Source organism: Streptomyces sp. NBC_01016 (genome assembly GCF_026341035.1).
GTDB lineage: Bacteria > Actinomycetota > Actinomycetes > Streptomycetales > Streptomycetaceae > Streptomyces.
This window is the reverse complement of record NZ_JAPEOQ010000001.1, coordinates 4,832,349-4,851,516: the sequence shown is the minus strand read 5'-3', so window position 1 is coordinate 4,851,516 and position 19,168 is coordinate 4,832,349. Positions and strand designations below refer to the sequence as shown.

General features: G+C 69.6%; 16 protein-coding genes and 1 pseudogene. 8 read left to right on the top strand and 9 right to left on the bottom strand.

The window, feature by feature from the left end; all coding sequences use genetic code 11:
- Window positions 1-37: 37 nt before the first annotated feature.
- Window positions 38-469 carry a VOC family protein gene (locus OG746_RS21795; RefSeq protein WP_266716996.1) on the bottom strand — a complete coding sequence of 144 codons (432 nt, stop codon included), beginning with the start codon at window positions 467-469 and terminating at the stop codon, window positions 38-40.
- 111 nt (window positions 470-580) lie between these two features.
- Between OG746_RS21795 and OG746_RS21790 the strand changes: the two genes are divergently transcribed.
- Complete coding sequence (locus tag OG746_RS21790; RefSeq protein ID WP_266716994.1) at window positions 581-1,249, top strand: GntR family transcriptional regulator; 669 nt, start codon at window positions 581-583, stop codon at window positions 1,247-1,249.
- Window positions 1,250-1,669: 420 nt separating this feature from the next.
- Here the strand turns inward: OG746_RS21790 and OG746_RS21785 are convergent, their stop codons facing one another.
- Window positions 1,670-2,599, bottom strand: a complete 930-nt coding sequence (locus OG746_RS21785) for a LysR family transcriptional regulator (RefSeq protein WP_266716992.1) — start codon at window positions 2,597-2,599, stop codon at window positions 1,670-1,672.
- 137 nt (window positions 2,600-2,736) lie between these two features.
- Between OG746_RS21785 and OG746_RS45560 the strand changes: the two genes are divergently transcribed.
- The 4 genes and pseudogenes from OG746_RS45560 to OG746_RS21770 all read left to right on the top strand — a co-directional run bounded on the left by OG746_RS45560 (window position 2,737) and on the right by OG746_RS21770 (window position 5,859).
- Window positions 2,737-2,841, top strand: a complete 105-nt coding sequence (locus OG746_RS45560) for a putative leader peptide (protein ID WP_353962429.1) — start codon at window positions 2,737-2,739, stop codon at window positions 2,839-2,841.
- Window positions 2,842-3,010: 169 nt separating this feature from the next.
- Window positions 3,011-4,108 carry a dimethylsulfone monooxygenase SfnG gene (gene sfnG / locus OG746_RS21780; protein ID WP_266716990.1) on the top strand — a complete coding sequence of 366 codons (1,098 nt, stop codon included), beginning with the start codon at window positions 3,011-3,013 and terminating at the stop codon, window positions 4,106-4,108.
- A 103-nt stretch (window positions 4,109-4,211) separates the two neighbouring features.
- The gene (locus OG746_RS21775) at window positions 4,212-5,429 is read left to right on the top strand and encodes an acyl-CoA dehydrogenase family protein (RefSeq protein ID WP_266716988.1); all 1,218 of its coding nucleotides are present in this window, start codon (window positions 4,212-4,214) and stop codon (window positions 5,427-5,429) included.
- 59 nt (window positions 5,430-5,488) lie between these two features.
- Window positions 5,489-5,859: pseudogene (locus tag OG746_RS21770) on the top strand (NADPH-dependent FMN reductase family protein).
- 59 nt (window positions 5,860-5,918) lie between these two features.
- On the opposite strand, the gene OG746_RS21765 reads toward OG746_RS21770, so the two are convergent.
- The 6 genes from OG746_RS21765 to OG746_RS21740 form a co-directional block, all read right to left on the bottom strand.
- Window positions 5,919-7,121 (bottom strand): glycoside hydrolase family 1 protein, encoded by a 1,203-nt coding sequence (locus OG746_RS21765; RefSeq protein ID WP_266716986.1) that lies wholly within the window; start codon window positions 7,119-7,121, stop codon window positions 5,919-5,921.
- Between the two features lie 54 nt (window positions 7,122-7,175).
- Window positions 7,176-8,519 (bottom strand): MFS transporter, encoded by a 1,344-nt coding sequence (locus tag OG746_RS21760; RefSeq protein ID WP_266716984.1) that lies wholly within the window; start codon window positions 8,517-8,519, stop codon window positions 7,176-7,178.
- A gap of 113 nt (window positions 8,520-8,632) precedes the next feature.
- Window positions 8,633-10,396, bottom strand: a complete 1,764-nt coding sequence (locus OG746_RS21755) for a sulfatase (protein WP_266716982.1) — start codon at window positions 10,394-10,396, stop codon at window positions 8,633-8,635.
- Window positions 10,393-10,962: a PadR family transcriptional regulator gene (locus OG746_RS21750; RefSeq protein ID WP_266716980.1), complete on the bottom strand. Its 570-nt coding sequence runs from the start codon at window positions 10,960-10,962 to the stop codon at window positions 10,393-10,395. Before OG746_RS21750 ends, OG746_RS21755 begins: the two co-directional genes overlap by 4 nt.
- A 92-nt stretch (window positions 10,963-11,054) precedes the next feature.
- Entirely contained in the window at window positions 11,055-13,364 is a 2,310-nt protein-coding gene (locus tag OG746_RS21745; RefSeq protein WP_266716978.1) for a glycoside hydrolase family 3 C-terminal domain-containing protein, read from the bottom strand.
- Window positions 13,365-13,428: 64 nt separating this feature from the next.
- Complete coding sequence (locus tag OG746_RS21740) at window positions 13,429-14,721, bottom strand: MFS transporter (protein ID WP_266716976.1); 1,293 nt, start codon at window positions 14,719-14,721, stop codon at window positions 13,429-13,431.
- A 122-nt stretch (window positions 14,722-14,843) separates the two neighbouring features.
- On the opposite strand from OG746_RS21740, the gene OG746_RS21735 reads away from it, so the two are divergent.
- Window positions 14,844-15,458 (top strand): TetR/AcrR family transcriptional regulator, encoded by a 615-nt coding sequence (locus tag OG746_RS21735; protein WP_266716974.1) that lies wholly within the window; start codon window positions 14,844-14,846, stop codon window positions 15,456-15,458.
- A 22-nt stretch (window positions 15,459-15,480) separates the two neighbouring features.
- On the opposite strand, the gene OG746_RS21730 is transcribed toward OG746_RS21735, so the two are convergent.
- Entirely contained in the window at window positions 15,481-16,089 is a 609-nt protein-coding gene (locus OG746_RS21730; RefSeq protein WP_266716972.1) for a TetR/AcrR family transcriptional regulator, read from the bottom strand.
- Window positions 16,090-16,207: 118 nt separating this feature from the next.
- Between OG746_RS21730 and OG746_RS21725 the strand changes: the two genes are divergently transcribed.
- Entirely contained in the window at window positions 16,208-17,707 is a 1,500-nt protein-coding gene (locus OG746_RS21725) for an APC family permease (protein ID WP_266716971.1), read from the top strand.
- A gap of 7 nt (window positions 17,708-17,714) precedes the next feature.
- Complete coding sequence (locus OG746_RS21720) at window positions 17,715-18,596, top strand: carbon-nitrogen hydrolase family protein (protein ID WP_266716969.1); 882 nt, start codon at window positions 17,715-17,717, stop codon at window positions 18,594-18,596.
- Window positions 18,597-19,168: the final 572 nt, after the last annotated feature.

Genomic DNA, 19,168 nt, shown 5'->3' with positions numbered 1-19,168 from the left:
GTAGTGGTCAGTAGGGAGGAGGTGCGGTGCTTGCCGGTCAGGCGGCGAACACCTGGGAGTCGTCGGCGAACGCCTTGAACTCCAGAGCGTTGCCCGCCGGGTCGAGGAGGAACATCGTGTGCTGCTCGCCCTTCTGCCCCTCGAAGCGGACGTAGGGCTCGATGACGAACTCGGTACCTGCCGTGCGCAGCCGCTCGGCGAGCTCCTGGAAGGCAGGAATTGCCAGGATCACCCCGAAGTGCGGCACCGGGACATCGTGACCGTCGACCGGGTTGTGTATACGCTGCGCACGCTCCGGTGCGAGGTGGGTGACGAACTGGTGGCCGTACAGATTCCAGTCCACCCAGGTGTCCGCGCTGCGGCCCTGATCCAGACCCAGCACGTCGCCGTAGAAGCGACGCGCGGCGGACAGGTCGTCGACCGGCACAGCCAGGTGGAATCGCGGGATCGGGGACTCGAGAACGCTCATGACGCTGCCTTCCGGGAATGGGTCCAGAGGGTTGACTTGTCTCAATGTTAACATTGAGACAATAGCAAGATGTTAACATTCGGACGTAGCTTGAGGAGGTGTGCATCGGACATGGGTGATCAGGGCAAGGTGTCCCCGGCCCGCCGCCGCGGCCTGTCGGACGAGGTCGCGGACCGGATCCGCGAGGCCATCTTCAATGGGGTCTACGCCCCCGGCGCACAGCTCCGCGAGGTGGAACTGTCCACCACGATGGACGTCAGCCGCGGTCCCGTACGTGAGGCACTGCGCGTACTGGAACGCGAGGGGCTGGTCCACTGCGCGTGGCATCGCGGGACGACAGTGACGACGGTGTCCGCCGAGGATGCCGCCGAGCTCGACAGCCTACGTGGCGCGCTGGAGGACCTGGCTGTCCGCCAAGTGATCACGCGCGCCTCGGACGAGGACCTCGCGTCCCTCGCCAAGGCGGCCGAGGTCATGAAGCACGTCACGGACGCCCACGAGATGGTCCGACTGGACATCGCCTTCCACGACGCCGTCTTCGCCGCCGCCGGCCACCAGCGCCTCGCCGACGCCTGGGACGGCATCCGGTGCCAGGTCCACCTGTTCCTGCTGACCCGGATCAACCTCAGCACCGACGGGTACCTCGGCTGCATCCCGCGCGAACACCACGGGCTCGTGACCGCGCTCCGCTCCCGCGACACCGAAACGGCGCTCGAACTCTTCGCCGCGCACCGTCACCACGCCGTCGCTGTAGTGACCGGGAACGCCGACCCGAACTGAGGGGCCCGGCCGGCCGCAGCCTGTGGGGCTCGTAAGTCATCGCTGCCGGTGGAGTCGCGGGCCACGCCAAGGCTGGTGGTTGAGATGCTGCGGTGGTGATCGTCTCGATGCTGTACCAGGTCACCCAGGCGTTGCTATCCATGCCGGGTGCCTGCTGCACCGCAGCACGGCCAAGGACGCCCAACTGCTGGTACTGAGGCATGAGAATGCCGTGCTGCGTCGGCAACTTGAGGGCCCGGCCCGTTAGGAGCCGGCGGACCGGGCCTGGTTGGCCGCGCTGTCGTCGCTGATACCGCGCTACGACTGAAAGCGTGCCCTCCCGGTCACCCCGGGGACGTTGACGGCCTGCCACCGCGGGCCGATTGCGAAGCGGTGGGACTACTCTCACGGGCATCGACGGGGCGCCCCCTCACCCGTCCGTCATGCCGTCGGGGAAACAACGCCCGAGATCGCGTTCAGTTTCCTGGCCCTGCGCACGAACCCTTGATGCAAGTCACGTGCCGCCTGCGCCACCGCGTCGCCCCTCCGGCGCTGCAGCATGAGAAGGACGCACGTCGAGTCGTCCGCGATCGGCCGGTAGGTGATCCTGCCGAGCCGTTCCAGCGGATCGCCGATCACACTGAAGTCCGGCAGGACCGTCGCACCGAGCCCCTCGGCCACCATCAGCTTGCCCATCTCGGCGCCGTCGGTGGAGTACGAGAACACCGGGTCCCGGCCTGCCAGGAGCCGGTGCACGAACCGGTGCATGACATAGCCGGAGCGCATCGCCACCAGAGGTTCACGGAGCAGCTCCTCCACCGTGATCGCGGGCCGGGCGGCGAGCGGGCTGTCGGGGTGCACGCACACCACCGGTCTGCCGCGCAGGAGTTGGGACGACTCCAGGCCCGCGGGCACGTCGTCGCCGGCCAGATGGTTGACGAGGCCCAGGTCGAAGCCGCCCTCGGACAGGCCCCGTTGAATCTCCGGCTGCTGCGTCCCGACCACCTCGACCTGTGTGACCGGATGCGTCGCGCGGAACTCCCGCACCACCGGCACGAGAAGGGGAATGGTCGCCGCGTTCACCGTACCGACCCGCACCATGCGGCTGATCCGGTGTTGCTCGCCGGCTGCGGCCCGGAGCCGGTCCAGCGCCTCCAGCACGCCTGCGATGTGCGGCAGCAGTTCCCGGCCCTGTGTGCTCATCGTCGATCCGGAGCGCTTGCGCTCCAGGAGGTCGACTCCCAATTCCCGTTCCAGGTTCCTGACGGTCTCGCTCAACGCGGGCTGCGACACACGCAGTTCCTCCGCCGCCCGGCGCAGAGAGCCGAGCCGGGTCACCGCGGCAATGTATTCCAGTTGTTCGGTCCGCATGCCAGCAGAATGCGGATGCCGATCCGGACAGTGCAAGGGTTCCCCTGTCACAGGCTCGTGAAATTCAATGGTCCACGATGCGAAACCGGTCTGGTTTCCCTTGACGGTTTTCAGGACGCCCTGCCAGCATCGAATCCATGAACAAGCAACTGGACCTCACGCGGCGACTCCATGTCGACCTCGCGCGCGTCTCCAGTGCTTCCTGTCGTGCTTGCGGCCTGGATCGCCAACTCGCGGCCTGAATCGCTGATCCGCCGCTCTCCCCCAGCACCAGCACCAGCACCCGTCATACCGACCGGCGTGCCGTGCCGTGCCGTCCTCGCACTGCCTGAATCCGGCTGCCGCACATGCCTGCCGAATTCGGCGTGCCTGAAATTCCCAGCATTCCGCATTCCGCGACAGGAGTTCCGCATGCCCGCGCCCCTGAAATTCGCCTATTGGGTCCCCAATGTCAGCGGCGGCCTGGTCACCAGCAAAATCGAACAGCGCACCGACTGGGGCTACGAATACAACCGGGAACTCGCCGTCCTCGCCGAGAACAACGGCTTCGACTACGCCCTCAGCCAGGTCCGTTACATGGCCAGCTACGGAGCCGAGTACCAGCACGAGTCCACCAGCTTCAGCCTCGCCCTGCTGCTGGCCACCGAGCGTTTGAAGGTCATCGCCGCGGTGCATCCCGGACTGTGGCATCCCGGCGTCCTCGCCAAGCTCGGTGCCACGGCGGACCACCTCTCCAAGGGCCGGTTCGCGGTCAACGTCGTCAGCGGCTGGTTCAAGGGCGAGTTCACTGCCCTGGGCGAGCCCTGGCTCGAGCACGACGAGCGCTATCGCCGCACCGAGGAGTTCATCCGCGCGCTCCGCCAGATCTGGACCGAGGACCACACCGAACTCGCAGGCGACTTCTACCGGTTGCGCGACTTCACCCTCAAGCCCAAGCCTCTGAACACTCCCGAGCGGCCTCATCCGGAGATCTTCCAGGGCGGCAACTCCACGGCTGCGCGCGCCATGGCCGGCCGCGTCTCCGACTGGTACTTCTCCAACGGCAAGGACTTCGCCGGGGTCACCGAGCAGATCGACGACGTACGCAAGTCCGCCGCCGAAGCGGGCCGCAGCGCACCGAAGTTCGGCCTCAACGGCTTCCTCATCGCCCGTGACACGGAGGCCGAGGCACGCGAGACGCTGCGCGAGATCGTCGCCAAGGCCGACACCGAGGCCGTCGAAGGCTTCGGTGCCGCCGTCAAGCAGGCCGGCCGGTCCGCCGCCGACGGCAAGGGCATGTGGCAGGACTCCTCCTTCGAGGACCTGGTGCAGTACAACGACGGCTTCCGCACCGGGCTCATCGGTACACCGGAGCAGATCGCCGAGCGGATCGTCGCCTACAAGAAACTCGGCGTCGATCTGCTCCTGCTCGGCTTCTTGCACTACCACGAGGAAGTCGAGTACTTCGGCCGACGGGTCCTGCCCCTGGTGCGCGAACTGGAGTCCCAACTCCCGTCCTCCGAGGACTAGTTCACGTCGCGCTCGTTCCGCCCGATCGTCCCGCACACCCTCCGTACTGCCCACCTTCCGCACCGCACCGCTCCGCTCCGCACCGCGAAAGAGGTCACACACCATGAGCACCGTCACGCCCGTCGACTGGCAGACCCGCCCCGCCCCGCAGTCGGCCGAGGACTGGATCACCCGCGCCAGCGAGGTCGCCACTGTCCTGGCCACCGACGCCGCCGCCCGCGACCACGCCGGCGCCACTCCGTACGCCGAGGTCCAGCTCCTCAAGGACTCGGGCCTGGTCACCCTGCTCGGCCCCACCGAGCACGGCGGCGCGGGCCAGGAGTGGCCGACTGCCTACCGGGTGGTCCGCGAGGTGTCCAAGGCCGACGGTTCCATCGGCCAGCTCCTCGGCTACCACTACCTGTGGAACTGGGCCGCCCGCCTGGTGGGCACCCGCGAGCAGTGGGAGCACGTGGAGGCCGAGGCGGCCAGGAACCGCTGGTTCTTCGGCGGAGCCGTCAATCCGCGCGACGCGGACGTCGTCGTCACCGAGGACGGCGACGACCTGGTCTTCACCGGTCGAAAGTCCTTCTCCACCGGCAGCAAGGTCTCGGACGTCACCGTCCTGGAGGGTGTCTTCGAAGGCACCGACCAGCACGTCTTCGCGATCGTGCCCTCCGACAGCGACGGCCTGACCTTCCACGACGACTGGGACAACATCGGCCAGCGACTCACCGAGAGCGGCGGCGTCACCCTCGATGGCGTCCGCACCCCGTGGGCCTCGGCAGCCGGATACGTCGACAAGAAGTTCCAGCCGCGCATCTACAACACCCTCAACGTTCCCACCATTCAGCTGGTGTTCGTCAGCTTCTACCTCGGCATCGCGGGCGGTGCGCTGCAGACGGCCGCCACCTACACACGCGAGAAGACCCGCCCCTGGCTGCACGGCGGCCATGAGCACGCGGTCGACGAGCCGTATGTCATCGACATCTACGGCGACCTCACCGCGAAGCTGTGGGCGGTCGAGGCACTGGCCGACACAGTCGCCGCCGAAGGGCAGCGACTGCACGAGGAACCCGACGCGGTCACCGAGCAGTCCCGTGGCGAATTCGAGGTGCGGGTGGCCGCGGTCAAGGCACGCGCCACCGACGTCGCCCTGGAAGTGTCCAGCCGCATCTTCGAGGTCACCGGGGCCCGCTCCACCGCCAGCTCCGAGGGCCTTGACCGGTTCTGGCGCAATGTGCGCACCCACACCCTGCACGACCCGGTCGCCTACAAGCGCCGCGAAGTCGGACGCTGGGTCCTGGGCGGTGAGCTGCCCGAACCGACCTGGTACTCCTGACCGCTCCCCGGGGCGCCTCCCACACCACGGGAGGCGCCCCGCCATCCGAAAGGGCGCCCCTGGCCACCGTCCTGTCCCTCTCCGGCAGCCCCTCCGCCTCCTCCCGCACCGGAAAACTGCTGCGCCACCTCGATACGCACCTCGCCGCCCAGGGCCACGAGGTGAGCCCGCTCGACGTCCGCACCATCCCCGCCGAAGCGCTCCTGGGCGCCGACACGTACTGGCCATCGACTACGCCCTGCGCCCGGTGCTCAGTTCCATGGGCGCCGGCCACATCGTCCAGGGCTGGTTCACCCTCGACAAGGACCTCACCGCCCACGAGGACGGCACCCTGACCGTCGCGCCGGCCGCGGGCGAAGCCCTGCCCCAGGTCCTCGACCAGTTCGTGTCGGCCCTCAGCCGTACACCGCTGCTGGCCGCGGCGGGCTGAGCGACTGAAGTGGCCCCTTTAGGGTGCCTTGCCTGGGCCGCCCCGCCTCCTCAATGCCCTCACTCCTCGCCGGGCACCACACGGGTGCCGCCGATGGCGCCGAGCCAGGCGGCCGAGGGTTTGGGCGTACGGACGAAGGTCTCGCGGTCGACGGCGATCAGGCCGAAGGTCGGCGCGTAGCGGCCCCATTCGTAGTTGTCCAGGGCGCTCCAGTGGAAGTAGCCGCGGACGTCGATGCCGTCCCGCATCGCGGCGGCCAGGGAGTCCAGAGCGCCGGTGGTGTACTCGATCCGGCGGGCGTCGTCGGCGGTCGCGATGCCGTTCTCGGTGACGATCAGCGGGGTGCCGCCGCTGACGGAGGCGCTGTGCCGCACGGCATGGCCGAGCGCCTGCGGGTAGTACTCCCATCCCATGAGGGTGCGTTCCGCGCCCTCGGGTACGGGCAGCCGGCCGTTCGGGCCGATGAGCGTGCGCGTGTATGCCTGCACTCCGAGCCAGTCGTCGCCGCGGGCCGCTTCGAGGAAGACGTCCACACGGGAGCGCCGGAAGGCCGCGGCGACATCCTCGGCCCCGGGCAGGGGCTGGCACACCAGGTTGGCGACGGACCAGCCCGTACTCGCCTGTGGGGCAAGGGACTTGACCGTGTCGACGGCGCGGGCGTGCGCACGTATCAGGGCATCGGTGGTGGCCTCGTCCGGGGCCGGCGGGTTCTCGGCGAAGTCCACGGGCTGCCCTGAGGCGAGGGCCGTCTGCGCGGCGGCCATGACGGCGAGAATGTTGGGCTCGTTGATGGTGCACACGTGTGCCACGTCCGTGGCGAAGATGGGCGCTGCTGCCGTGAGGTAGCGGGCGAAGAGTTCGTCCGATCCGGCGGCGGCCCAGCCGCCGCGCTGGGCGAACCAGCGGGGTGCGGTGAAGTGGTGCAGGGTCACCATGGGCCGCAGGCCCCGCTCGCGGGCGCCCTCGACCATGCGCCGGTAGTGGGCGATGGCGGCGCGGGAGAACTCGCCCGGGGCCGGTTCGATGCGGGCCCATTCGATGCTGAACCGGTAGTCGGTGAAGCCGAGTTCGGCCAACAGGTCCATGTCCTCGCGCCAGCGGTGGTAGCTGTCACAGGCGTCACCGCTGGGCTCTTTGACGTACGGGATTCCGCTGTGCTCGAACTCCCACCAGTCGCTGTTGGTGTTGCCGCCCTCGATCTGGTGGGCGGCGGTGGAGGCGCCCCACAGGAATCCCTCGGGCAGGCGTCCTGCATGCGTCATGAGCTGCTTCTCTCTTTCGGGTGTGAATCGGGTGTGCATTTGGGTGTGAAAGCGTCAGGCGGTGGGGTCGAGGGCCCGTTCGCGGCGCGCGTGCAGTTCCTTCTGAACGCGGGCCACGTCGTCGGCGTACGAGCGGTGAAGGAGCGTCAGGAAGACGCCGTTGATCAGCATCAGGACGACAAGGGCCCACAGGAAGACCGCGCGCAGCCCGACGGCGTCGCCGAGGAAGCCGGCACCCAGGCTGTACGCGGCCCAGGCGATCGCCTCGACGATGGATACGTAGAGGGCGAACGCGGCGCCGCGCAGTTCCGGTGGGGTGATGGCCATGACCATGGGGCGGTTGACGCTCGGGTTGATGCCCTGGGTCGCGCCCATCAGGGCGAAGAAGACGCAGAACACGGCGATGCTGTCGTAGCCGAACTGGGTGCCGAAGTAGGCGAAGAGCGCGAAGGCGAACTGGGCCGCCTGGAGGACCGCGACCAGGCCGTGGCGCGGGCTGCGCCGGGTGGCCCGGTCTGCCGCGAAGCCGCCCAGCAGCGTGCCGAGGAAGTAGCCGACACCGAAGGGCAGCAGCACGATCGACGCCTTCTGGGTGCTGAAACCGTAGACGTCCACGAGGAAGACCACGCCGAAGGTGCCCACCAGGAGGTGTCCGGACAGCAGGCGCGAGACGAGCAGGACCACCAGGCTGCGGATCCTGAGGAGCGAGAGCGCCTTGGTCCAGGTGAGTTTCGCCTGGGCGTCGCGGGTGGCGCGGTCGAGGTCGGCGAGCTGCTCCTCCGCCGCGCCGCGCCCCGGATCGCGGAACCCCGCCCAAAGGGCAAGCCCCAGCAGGATGTTGAAGACGCCGATGCCCCACAGGCCCCAGCGCCAGCCGTCGTCGACACCGGCCAGCTGGCCCTTGAGCGGGCCGATCACGGCGGTGACCAAGGAGACCGCGCCGTAGACCACGCCGACCGCGCGGCCCCTGGACGATCCGCCGAAGAGGTCACCGATCAGCTCGGTGATGATGGGGTTGGCGGCCGCATATCCCGCCGCCAACACGGTGTAGAGGACGAGGAGTTGGGTGAAGTTCTGCGAGAATCCCGCGGCCACGCCCCAGACACCCCAGAGTCCGGTGGCCATCACGAGGACGCTCTTGCGCGACCAGCGCTGCGCCGCCCACACCCAGAAGGGTCCGGTGAAGGCGCCCACGACCTTGGCCGAGGCGGTCAGTATCCCGAGGGCGCCAAGCGAGACCCCGAGGGACTGCCGAATCAGCGGGAAGAGGCTGCTGACCAGGCTCGCCTCGGTACTGTCGACCAGCATCGTGCCGCCGAGCAGGGACAGCTGCCGCCAGCGCCCCTCGACCCGGACCTCGGCTTTGGGCGTGACGGGGCTCTGGCTAAGCTCAGGCATCGCGCCATCTCTTTTCTCTGCGTTCTTCTTGGCGGGAGATCTGCGGGAGGGAGAGGGCAATCGCCGGTGACGGGGCGGCAACCCCGTCACCGGCTCAAATAGCCGCAAGGTGCTCAGAGTTGAGCGAGTTCCTCGGCCACCAGGCGGAGGTTCGACGGCGGGAACAGCGCGCCCGCCATCGCGGCGACGTCGATGAGCGGGGTCGCCCCGATCATCTGAAGGAGCTCCGAGTCGGCGACGCCGGGCAGGTGCCTGCGCAGCACTTCGATGGCGACCGGGTCGGAGATCAGCGCCGCGAGGGGCGTACGCAGCGACAGGCGGCCCTCGGGGAAGTCCTCGGCGCGGGGCAGCGGTTGGGCGGCCCTCTCGGCCTGCTCGCGCTGGGCCCGTACCAGGAGGTGCTTCTCCGTGACCGGGCCGTGGGCCGGCAGACCGAGGCGTTCGTACTGGCTGGGCGGGGCGTCGCCCGCGCGCATCAGCTCCACCAGGTGGGTGGCCATGCGGAGTTCGACGTCGTCGTCGACCAGCGGGGTGTGCTGCTCGGGGTCGGTCTCCAGGTCGAAGAGGAGCGTGCCGTGGTGGTACGGGTTGACGAGGGTGCGGCCCGGGACGCGCAGGGTGCGGACGTTCTTGGTGAAGTCGAACGGCTCGGCCAGTTCCAGGTCTACGAGCTCGGCGGGCGAGAAGCGGCCCCGCATATGGGTCGGCATCAGGGTGTGTTCGTACAGGGGCGCGTTGTCGGGTGAGGCGGGCGCCCGCATGTAGACGTAGCGACCGTCGGTGACGTTGACGTGTCCGCCATGGATGCCGAACAGGCCCGCTTCCCGCACCGGGATGTCCTCGGCGACCGGGAGCGGCGCGCCCTGCATGTCGCCGGGGCGGTCGACGCCGAAGAACTCAAGAAGGGTCGGCGCCACGTCCACGGTCTGCACGAGCGCCGAACGCCGTTCGCCCGCAACGCGGTTGCGCGGATCCCAGGCGAACAGCGGCAGATGCACCAGCTCGTTGAACCAGGGCTGGACGCTCTTGCCCCACCAGCCCTTCTCGCCGAGCAGCAGCCCGTGGTCGGTGTTGACGATGAGCAGGGTGTCGTCCCACAACTCCAGCTCGTCCATGGCGTCCAGGACCCTGCCGAGCGAGTGGTCGCACATCGACAGGAGCGCCCCGTACTCGAAGCGGGCGTGCTCCACCTGGCCGTCGGTCTCGACGACGCGCTTGTAGTCGGGCCAGTCGAAGTGCGGTCCTTCGTAGTCGTGCGGGTAGAGGTCCTTGTACTGCTGGTGGCTGAAGAACGGCTCGTGCGGGTCGAAGGTCTCGATCTGCACGAACCACCGGTCGGCGTCCTTGTTCGTGCGGACGAAGTCGAGGCCCGCGTCGAAGGTGAGGGTCTGGGGGTGCCGGTCCTCGGTCGCCATGTGGGGGCGGTTGACCCAGTCCTGGCGGTAGGCGCCGAAGCGCATCCGCTTCAGGTCCTCGGGTATCTCGGGGTCGGCGACCTGCCCCTTCCACGGGTCGCCCTCCTGGCCGCGGAAGAACTCCCAGGTGTTGTAGCGGCCGTGGTAGGTGGCGCCGCCGTCCTCCCAGTAGTGCGGATGGTCGCTGACGAGGTGGGTGTGGACGCCGTTCTGCTTGAGGAGTTCGGGCATCGAGTCGTCGAAGGGCTCCAGCGGGCCCCAGCTGCGGTGCAGGAAGTTGTGCCGCCCGGTGTGGAGTTCGCGGCGGGCCGGCATGCAGGGCATCGAGCCGGCGTAGGCGTTGTCGAAGGTGACGGCCTTCTCGGCGAGCCGCGCGAAGTTCGGAGCGTGGGTCCAGTCGCCTCCGTACGGCGGCAGCATGTGCCGGTTGAGGCTGTCGAACATCACCATGATGGCCCTCATCGGACGGGCTTCCCTTCTGTCAGGCTGCGCAGGGTCCGCTCCAGCCAGTCGACCCAGCGGTCCATGGCGGACGCGCCGAGCGTGTGGAGCGCGTCGTGGACCTGCCGGTCGAGGTCCTGGTCGAGGCCGGGTGCCGGGTCCTCGTAGTGCAGGGTGCGGTCGCGGTCGCGGTTCTTGGCGATCTGCGCGCGGCGGTAGTCGAGTTCGGTCCCGACGATCCGGATCGCGGCGTCCTTGTCGAGCGGCGCCGAGACGCTGAACCGCGCGAGGAAGTCGATCTCCTGGAAACGGCTGGGCGGCTCGTAGGGCGAGCGCACCCATTCCATGAGGACCTCGCGCCCGCGCGCCGTGAGCCGGTACACCTTGGCGTCCGGGCGGCCCTCGCGCGCGTCGACCTCGTGCCGCACCCAGCCGTCGGCCTCCATCTGCCCGAGCTTGCGGTAGATCTGGCTGTGATGGGCCCGCGCCCACAGGAACTGCCCTTCGACCTCAAGCCACTTGCGCAGGTCGTACCCGCTGTAGGGGCGCCGGGCCAGCAGGCCGAGCAGGACGTACTCGAACTTCACGGGGGTGGACTCCCTTGTACGGACGCCGCGTTCGCTGCGTTCGCTGTGTTGCTATGTGCAGTTTCACCTAGGTGAGAATTCATATATCCGCGTCACGGGGACGTCAATGGGTTGTGCGGGCCGACGGCCGACCGCACCGTCTCGACCAGTTCGTGTACGTCGTCGAAGCCGAGGGGGACGATCGGGAGCCCGGCGAGCTGGCTGAGGCGCATGTTGGCGACCATGCGGTGGCGGGGGCTCCCCTCCTTGGGGTAGGCGTCGCCCATGGACTTCTGGACGCGGTTCAGCAGTGCCTCGATGGCCGGGCCGCCCACGGGGTGGGCGAGCCATACCGCGACGGTCGAGTCGGCGTCGGGCCGGTCGGCGTAGGCGTCGCCGTCGACCGGGACCGTCGTGGTCAGCCGGATGTCGCGGCTGGAGGCCCCGACGTCGATACGGTGGTCGGCGCCCTCGACGAGCCAGGTGCCGGCCGCGGTGTCGAAGTAGGCGAGGTCGGCGCGGGCGATCCGGACGGTGACGTCCCGGGTCTCGCCGGGCGTGAGCCACACCGTGGCGAAACCCTTCAACTCCCGTACGGGGCGCCGGGCCCGCTCCCCCGGCGCGGCCACGTACACCTGGACGACCTCGTGTCCGGCCCGCTCCCCCGTGTTGGTGGCCGACACGGTGACGTCGAGCCCGCCCGCGTCCGGGACCACCCGCAGATCCGCGTAGCCGAAGGTCGTGTAGGAGAGGCCGTGTCCGAAGGGGAAGGAGACCGCCATGTCGCGGGCGTCGTAGTGGCGGTAGCCGACGAACTGCCCCTCGCTGTAAGCGACATGGTCGTTCTCGCCGGGCCAGGCCAGGTACGCCGGGGTGTCGGCGAGCCGCAGCGGGATGGTCTCCGCGAGGCGCCCCGACGGGTTCGCCCGGCCGAACAGGAGGTCCGCGGTGGCCGATCCGCCCGCCTGTCCGAGCAGCCAACCCTCCAGGACGGCCGGTACGTCGTCGATCCACCCGGCCAGGCGCACGACGCCGCCGTTGGCGAGGACCACGACGGTGTTCGGGTTCACCGCCCGCACGGCGGCTAGCAACTGGGTCTGTTCCACAGGGAGTTCGATGTGCTCACGGTCGTAGCCCTCCGACTCATAGCTCGGCGGGAGGCCGAGGAAGAGGACGGCCACGTCCGCCGACTCGGCCGCGCGGACGGCATCTTCACGCAGCGCGGCCGCGTCGGCGTCCGGGGCGTCGACGGGGAAGCCGGGAGCGAAGGTGATGTGCGCCGCGGGCGCGGCCTCGACGACCGAGGTGAGGGCGTCGTCGAGCCGGGTCGGGGTCACGCGCGAGCTGCCCTCGCCCTGATAGCGGGGCGTACGCGCGAACTCGCCGATGACCGCGACGTGTTGGGGCGCGGCGGGGTCCAGCGGGAGGAGTGCGCCGTCGTTCTTGAGCAGCACCGCCCCGCGGGTGGCGACCTCGCGGGCCAGGTCGTGGTGGGCAGCCGGGTCGTAGGAGGCGTCGGGGCGCGCGTGCACGGCTGCCTTGCGGGCGAGTGCCACGACCCGCGCGGCGCTGCGGTCCAGCGCTTCCCCGGCGAGTTCACCTGATTCCACGGCCGCGACGGCCCGCGCGGGGCCGACACCGGACGAGGACGGCATCTCCAGGTCGAGCCCGGCGGCAAGCGCCGGCGCCCGGTCGACGACGGCACCCCAGTCGGAGACGACCACGCCGTCGTAGCCCCATTCGCCGCGCAGGACGTCGGTCAGAAGCCACGGATTCTGCGACGCGTACACGCCGTTGACCCGGTTGTAGGCGCACATGACGGTCCAGGGCTCGGCCTCGGTCACGACGCGGTGGAAGGCCGGGAGGTAGATCTCGCGCAGTGTGCGTACGTCGATGTCCGCGCTGACCGACATGCGGCCGGTCTCCTGGTTGTTCGCGGCGAAGTGCTTGACCGAGGCACCGACGCCCCGCGCCTGCAGCCCCTTGACCCAGGCCGTTCCCAACACCCCACTGAGCAAAGGGTCTTCGGAGAGGTACTCGAAGTTGCGTCCGCACAGCGGGCTGCGCTTGATGTTGACGCCGGGGCCGAGCAGCACGTGCACGCCGTGTGCCAGGCACTCGCGGGCCAGCGCGCCGCCGACCCGCCCCGCGAGGTCGGAGTCCCAGGTGGAGGCCAGGGTGACGGCGGGCGGGAAGCAGGTGGCCGGGGCGCTGCCGTTGATGCCCAAGTGGTCGGCGTGCGTGTCGTTCTGCAACCGCAGCCCGTGCGGGCCGTCCGAGAGACGGACCTCCGGGATCCCGGCGTCCGGGAGTGCGGTGGTGTGCCACCAGCCCGCGCCGGTGGTCAGGTCGGCCTTCTCGGCGAGGCTCAGCCGGGCCACCGTCTCGCCGGGCGTCTCCGTCGGCTGGTTCGGGGTGTTCATGTCTTCTCCTTGGAGCGGGGTGCGGGGTGGTGCGCGGTGCGGAGGCGGTGGTGGTCCGCCGTGGTCATCGGACGCTCTTCACCCGCAGGACGGCCACCGCACCGAGCAGCGCGAAGGCCAGGGCGAGAGGGAAGAGCGTGCGGTAGCCGCCGAGCCAGAGGACGACGGCTCCGGCGATGGCGGGCGCGAGGACCTGCGGCAGGGTGGCCGCGACGTTCACGACGCCCAGGTCGCGGGCGAAGGACCTTTCGGACGGGAGTACTTGGGAGATGAGAGCGGTGTCCACGCCCTGGAAACAGCCGAAGCCGATGCCCACCAGGAAGGCCATCACGGTCATGCCGGTCATGGTGGGGACGGCGAACGGGATGAGCATGGCGCAGCCGATGAGGGACGCCGAAGCCACCACGAACACCTTGCGTCGGCCGAGCCGGTCCGAGAGGGGTCCGGTGACGACGACGGCCGGGAGCAGCCCCGCGACGGCGGTCAGCGCGAGGACGGGTACGCGGTCGATCGCCTCGCCGTGCAGGCCGATGTAGTCCTGCAGGATGTAGAGCTTGTAGCCGAAGACCAGGAAGTACGCCAGGTTGGTGCTCAGCCTGCTGACGAACACCCAGAAGAAGTCCGGGTGCTTGCGCGGGTTCGGCAACAGGCCGCTCAGGAACTCACGTACCTGGAAGGGCTCTTGGGGAGCGTTCCGGCTCGGGCGCTCCGGGTTGAGGGTCACGAGGACGACCGCCAGGGCCATGGCGAGCAGGGCGAGCGCCACGTACGCCGTGGTGATCCGGTCCTCGAAGGTGGCGGCGAAAATCTGACCGAAGAGCGAGCCGCACATGGAGCCGAGGCCGGTGACCGTGGAGAACACGCCGCGCTTCTCGGGCGGCACCCGGTCGGGCATGACGGCCGAGAGCGGGCCCTCCCCGAAGTTGTAGCCGAACTGCACCAGGCACCACAGGGCCAGCATCGCGGGTACGGAGCGGGTGAACGCCATGCCGATCAGGGCCAGTCCACCGGCCGCCACGCCCGCCACGACCCAGGGCCCGCGCCTCCCGAAACGGCTGCGGGTCCGGTCCGAGACGGCTCCCGCGACGGGCTGGGCGACCATCGCGACGAGCGCGCCCACCGTGGTGACGACCGCGAGCGTGCCGACCTTCGCGCCCTCGCCCACCGTGCGCTGGACCTGGAGGGCAAGCAGGGTGCCGGGGACGGCTCCCCACACGAGGGCGATGCCGAGGTGGGCGGGGCCGATGCATGCCATCAGGCGTCGCAGCGCCCGCCCGTCGAGCGCCGGGGTGGCCGAGCCGGCCGGCTCGGCAGGGATCGGGGAGGGAGCTCGGAGCTCGCCAGGGGGTCTCGCCATCGGGACCTTCTTTCGGTGGGCCGCACGGGGCCACACCTGCGACTGACGAGAAACAGTACGGCGTACTGTTTTTGCGGGCAAGGCTTTGCGCAGGGGAAATGACCGCCGCATAGGGTGGCCGCGTGACAGCCAGAAATTCCTACCCCAAGGGGGTCGCCAAACGGGAGGAGATCCTCAAGGTCACCCTTGAGATCTTCGGCCGCGAGGGCGAGCGGAACACCACCCTGCGGATGGTCGCCAAGGAGAGTCGCATCAGCCTGACCGGGCTGATGCACTACTTCGAGTCCAAGGACCACCTGCTGACCGAGGTCCTGCGCGCCAACGACCGCGCGGCCGAGGTGCGTTTCCGCGACCCGGAGGCCGTGCACGATCCGGGCGAATTCCTGGCCAAGGCCCTGACGGTGAACGCCGCGAACGCCGCCCGCGTCCGGCTCTACGTCACCCTTGCCGCAGCCTCGACCGACTCGGCGCACCCGGCCCACACGTACTTCAGGGAACGCTTCGCACTACTGCGCGCCACGATCGCCGAGCACCTCGCGGCCGAGCAGCGGGCCGGCCGGGCGAACCCCGGCCTCGACCCGCGCTTCACCGCCTCAGCCCTCGTCGCCGCGACCGACGGCATTCAACTCCAGTGGCTGAGCGACCCCGACATCGACATGGCGGACCACGTCCGCGGGGTCTGGCGGATGCTCACGGCGTCGCCCGGCTCGTCGGACGCCGCCGCATCACGCACCTAGCACCCATCACGCACGTAGCACCTCAGACACGGTCGGCCACATCATGGCCCGTAACCGCGCGGGCGTAGGCGCACAGAGCGGTGATCACTTCGGTGCGGGAGCGGCGGCCCGCGAGGATCTCCATCTGGTAGCCGTCCTCCATGGCGACGAAACTCGCGGCGAGCAGGCGCGGTGGGTCCTGAAGGGTGAAGTGCCCCTGGGCCTGCCCGAGGACCAGGATCCCTGAGTACACGGCGATCTGGCGTTCCGTCAGTGCGCTGTCGAGGGCCGCGGCCCTGGCGTCGCGCAGGCACCGTGGCCAGTACTCGAAGAGCAGCCGGGTCAGCGTGTCGTCGGAACCGCTGGCGACGCCCATGTCGATGCAGGCCGCGAGTTGGTCGCGTGCGTCGGTGAAGCGGTTCGCCGCGCGTTCTCGTTCCTGGCTGTAGCGCTCGATGGCCTGTTGGTAGGCCGCGCGGACCAGGGCGTCCAGGTCGCCGTAGTAGAGCACCGCGGCCGGGGTGACCCCCGCTTCGTCCGCGATGTCGCGCAGCCGCAGACCCTCGAGCCCGCGCGCCACGAGGGCGCGCTCCACCGCTCTGCCCAGCTCGGCCCGGCGGGCCTCCTTGCTGCTGCCCTTCCTCGCGGCCACACCGTTCCCCTCGCCGTTCTGTTGTACGCAGATTTAACGATAGCCCGGCACCTATTGACGGGACAACGACCCACGTCTTAAATCTGCGTTTAACAAACCTGCGGCTTACGGAGGCACCATGCCCAACCCGACCGACGCCGAGGCCAGAACGGAATCCGCGCCCGCCCGGGACAAGGGATTGCGCGGCGGCGTGGTGGGCCTGCTCGCCTCGGTCACCCTCGGACTGTCCTGTGTCGCCCCGGCGTACAGCATCGCCGTGACCCTCGGCTTCGTGACCCTGACCGTCGGCCAACTCGCGCCGGCCGCACTGCTGCTGGGCTTCGTGCCGATCCTGCTCACCGCGTTCGCCTTCCGTGAGCTGAACCGCGAGATGCCGGACTGCGGCACCACCTTCGTGTGGACCACGCGCGCGTTCGGGCCTCTGACCGGCTGGCTCGCCGGCGGTTGGGTGGTGCAGATCGCCACGTTCATCGCGATGACGGCCCTCTCCCAGGTCGGCGCCACCTACCTCCTCCAACTGCTCGGCCTGCACGCACTCGCCGACAGCAGTACCGCCGTGGCGATCACGGCGGTGGTTCTCCTGGCGGCGGTCACCTCGATCGCCTACCGGGGTCTGCACCTCGCAGCGTCCGTCCAATACGTGCTGCTCGGGCTGCAGTTGGCCGCCCTGCTCGGCTTCGGCGCCGCCGCCTTCGCCCGCCACGGCGCCGTCACCCCGTCCCTGTCCTGGCTCAACCCCTTCGCCGTCGACGGCTTCGGCCCGCTCGCCGAGGCGGTCATGCTGTGCCTGTTCATCTACTGGGGCTGGGACGCGCTGATCACCGCGAACGAGGAGACCCGCGACGGGGAACGCGTCGCGGGCCAGGCCGCCGTCATCTCCACCCTCGTACTCCTCGGGACCTACCTGTTCACCGCCTTCGCGGCGATCAGCTTCGCCGGGACCGGCACCGGCGGGACCGGGCTCGGAAACCCCGACAACGCCGCCGACGTCCTGTCCACCCTGGCCCCGCCGGTCCTCGGCACGGCACTGGCCAAGGTGATGCAGCTGGCCGTCTGCGTGTCCGCGGTCTCCGCCCTGCTCACCAGCCTCGTCGGCTCTTCGCGCGGCACCCTGTCCATGGCCACCCACGGCGCCCTGCCCGCGGCCTTCGCCCGAGTCCACCCCAGGCACCGCACCCCCGGCTTCGGCACCGTGTTCATCGGCGCGACGGCCGCCTGCCTCCTCGTCGTACTCACGCTCGTCTCCACCGACTTCCTCGGCGACGCCATCCTGTGCATCGGACTGCTGATCGCCTGCTACTACGGCACCACCGCGCTCGCCTGCGTCTGGTACTTCCGGGGTCGCCTGCGCGACTCGCCCCGCGACCTGCTGCTGCGCGGGGTCCTGCCCCTGCTCGGCGGGCTGATGATGCTGGCAGCCTTTGCCCGCAGCGCCCACGACATGTACGACCCGGCCTACGGCAGTACGTCCTTCCACGGCATCGGCGGAGTCTTCCTCCTCGGCGCCGGCACCATCGTCACCGGCGTCCTGGCCCTGACCGTCGTCCGCACCCGCTTCCACCGCTTCTTCCGCGACGGCCGCACCACGGTCGCCGAACTCACCATCACCGAGGACTGACACACCCATGCGCACGCTCGCCATCGCCGCCGTCCAAACCACCCCCGTGCCCCACGACCTCGAAGCGACCTGGCAGCGCTTCGCCGACCAGGTCCGGTCCACCCGCGACCTGTTCCCCCACGTACAACTCGTCGTCGTCCCCGAGCTGTTGCTCGCCGCCGAGGGCGCACTGCTCCAGCCGGCCCCGGACGACTGGATGGAACAGGCGGCCGTCACGGTCCCGGGCCCGCTCACCGACCGGATCTGCGCCCTGGCCGTGGAGACCGGCCTGTGGCTGATCCCGGGAAGCGTGTACGAGCGCGCCGAGGACGGGCACATCTACAACACCGCTCTGGCCATCTCCCCGGAGGGCGAGATCGCCGCCCGCTACCGCAAGGTCTTCCCGTGGCAGCCGTACGAGAAGACCACCCCCGGCCACGAGTTCACGGTCTTCGACATCCCCGGCGCCGGTCGCGTGGGCCTGGCCATCTGCTACGACGGCTCGTTCCCCGAGACGGTGCGCCAACTCGCCTGGCTGGGCGCGGAGATCGTCATCCAGCCCACCCTCACCCCCACTCGCGACCGGGAGATGGAACTGGTCTGCGCGCGCGCCAACGCCTGGACCAACCAGGTCTACGTCGTCAACGTCAACGCCGGTGACCCCGCGGGGGTCGGGCAGAGCGCCGTCGTCGACCCGGAAGGCATCGTGCGCCAGCAGGCCGGCCCCGGCGAGGAGACCCTCGTCGACGTCCTCGACCTCGACACCGTCACCCGCGTACGCCGCTACGGCAGCGCCGGCATCAACCGCCCCTGGAGCCAGCTCGCCCGCTACGGAACGTCGGTGAAGCTCCCGATGTACGGCGGCGAAGGCATCCACACACCGGACTGGCTCAGGGACGAGTCCCTGTAACGACTCCGCCGCGGCCCGCCCCAGCGCACACCGGACGGCCTCGTCGATCTCAGCCACGCAAAGGTCGGCGCCCTACGCTCCACCCCATGCACCTCGAAAACACAGGTGCCAGGGGGTGGCGTGTTCGGGATAAGCGGGCCCACCGCCCACGCCGGCGGGCCCGATGATGTCCCCTGTGCCGTTCGGAAACTCGTCGCAACCCCTCTCCCGGTCGTTCCCGGACACGAGAAAGGGGCCGTTCGAAAACGGCCCCTCATCTGCGACGTTCGATCGTTCGAACCGTCGGGACGACAGGATTTGAACCTGCGACCCCTTGACCCCCAGCAATGCGGATAAGAACGTCACGAGCTCTTGAACGCGGAACAGTGACCTTCACAGCCGCAGCACGCCGTCGGACTCCCCGCGAGCACCGCGACCGCTCTTCGAGGCGGCTACGCGCGCTGACACGACATGTGCCACCGTCAGCGAACGTACACGGCCCTCCGGGCCTGCATGATTCCGAGACCGCGCTGCCGCCCTCGGCAGGCCGGGTCTGAGAGTAGGACGTCGGCGACATGCTGCTCCGGTACGGC

Coding starts and splice junctions, on each gene's coding strand:
- OG746_RS21795 (WP_266716996.1), bottom strand. CDS start 469: ATGAGCGTTCTCGAGTCCCCGATCCCGCGATTCCACCTGGCTGTGCCG.
- OG746_RS21790 (WP_266716994.1), top strand. CDS start 581: ATGGGTGATCAGGGCAAGGTGTCCCCGGCCCGCCGCCGCGGCCTGTCG.
- OG746_RS21785 (WP_266716992.1), bottom strand. CDS start 2,599: ATGCGGACCGAACAACTGGAATACATTGCCGCGGTGACCCGGCTCGGC.
- OG746_RS45560 (WP_353962429.1), top strand. CDS start 2,737: ATGAACAAGCAACTGGACCTCACGCGGCGACTCCATGTCGACCTCGCG.
- sfnG (WP_266716990.1), top strand. CDS start 3,011: ATGCCCGCGCCCCTGAAATTCGCCTATTGGGTCCCCAATGTCAGCGGC.
- OG746_RS21775 (WP_266716988.1), top strand. CDS start 4,212: ATGAGCACCGTCACGCCCGTCGACTGGCAGACCCGCCCCGCCCCGCAG.
- OG746_RS21765 (WP_266716986.1), bottom strand. CDS start 7,121: ATGACGCATGCAGGACGCCTGCCCGAGGGATTCCTGTGGGGCGCCTCC.
- OG746_RS21760 (WP_266716984.1), bottom strand. CDS start 8,519: ATGCCTGAGCTTAGCCAGAGCCCCGTCACGCCCAAAGCCGAGGTCCGG.
- OG746_RS21755 (WP_266716982.1), bottom strand. CDS start 10,396: ATGAGGGCCATCATGGTGATGTTCGACAGCCTCAACCGGCACATGCTG.
- OG746_RS21745 (WP_266716978.1), bottom strand. CDS start 13,364: ATGAACACCCCGAACCAGCCGACGGAGACGCCCGGCGAGACGGTGGCC.
- OG746_RS21740 (WP_266716976.1), bottom strand. CDS start 14,721: ATGGCGAGACCCCCTGGCGAGCTCCGAGCTCCCTCCCCGATCCCTGCC.
- OG746_RS21725 (WP_266716971.1), top strand. CDS start 16,208: ATGCCCAACCCGACCGACGCCGAGGCCAGAACGGAATCCGCGCCCGCC.
- OG746_RS21720 (WP_266716969.1), top strand. CDS start 17,715: ATGCGCACGCTCGCCATCGCCGCCGTCCAAACCACCCCCGTGCCCCAC.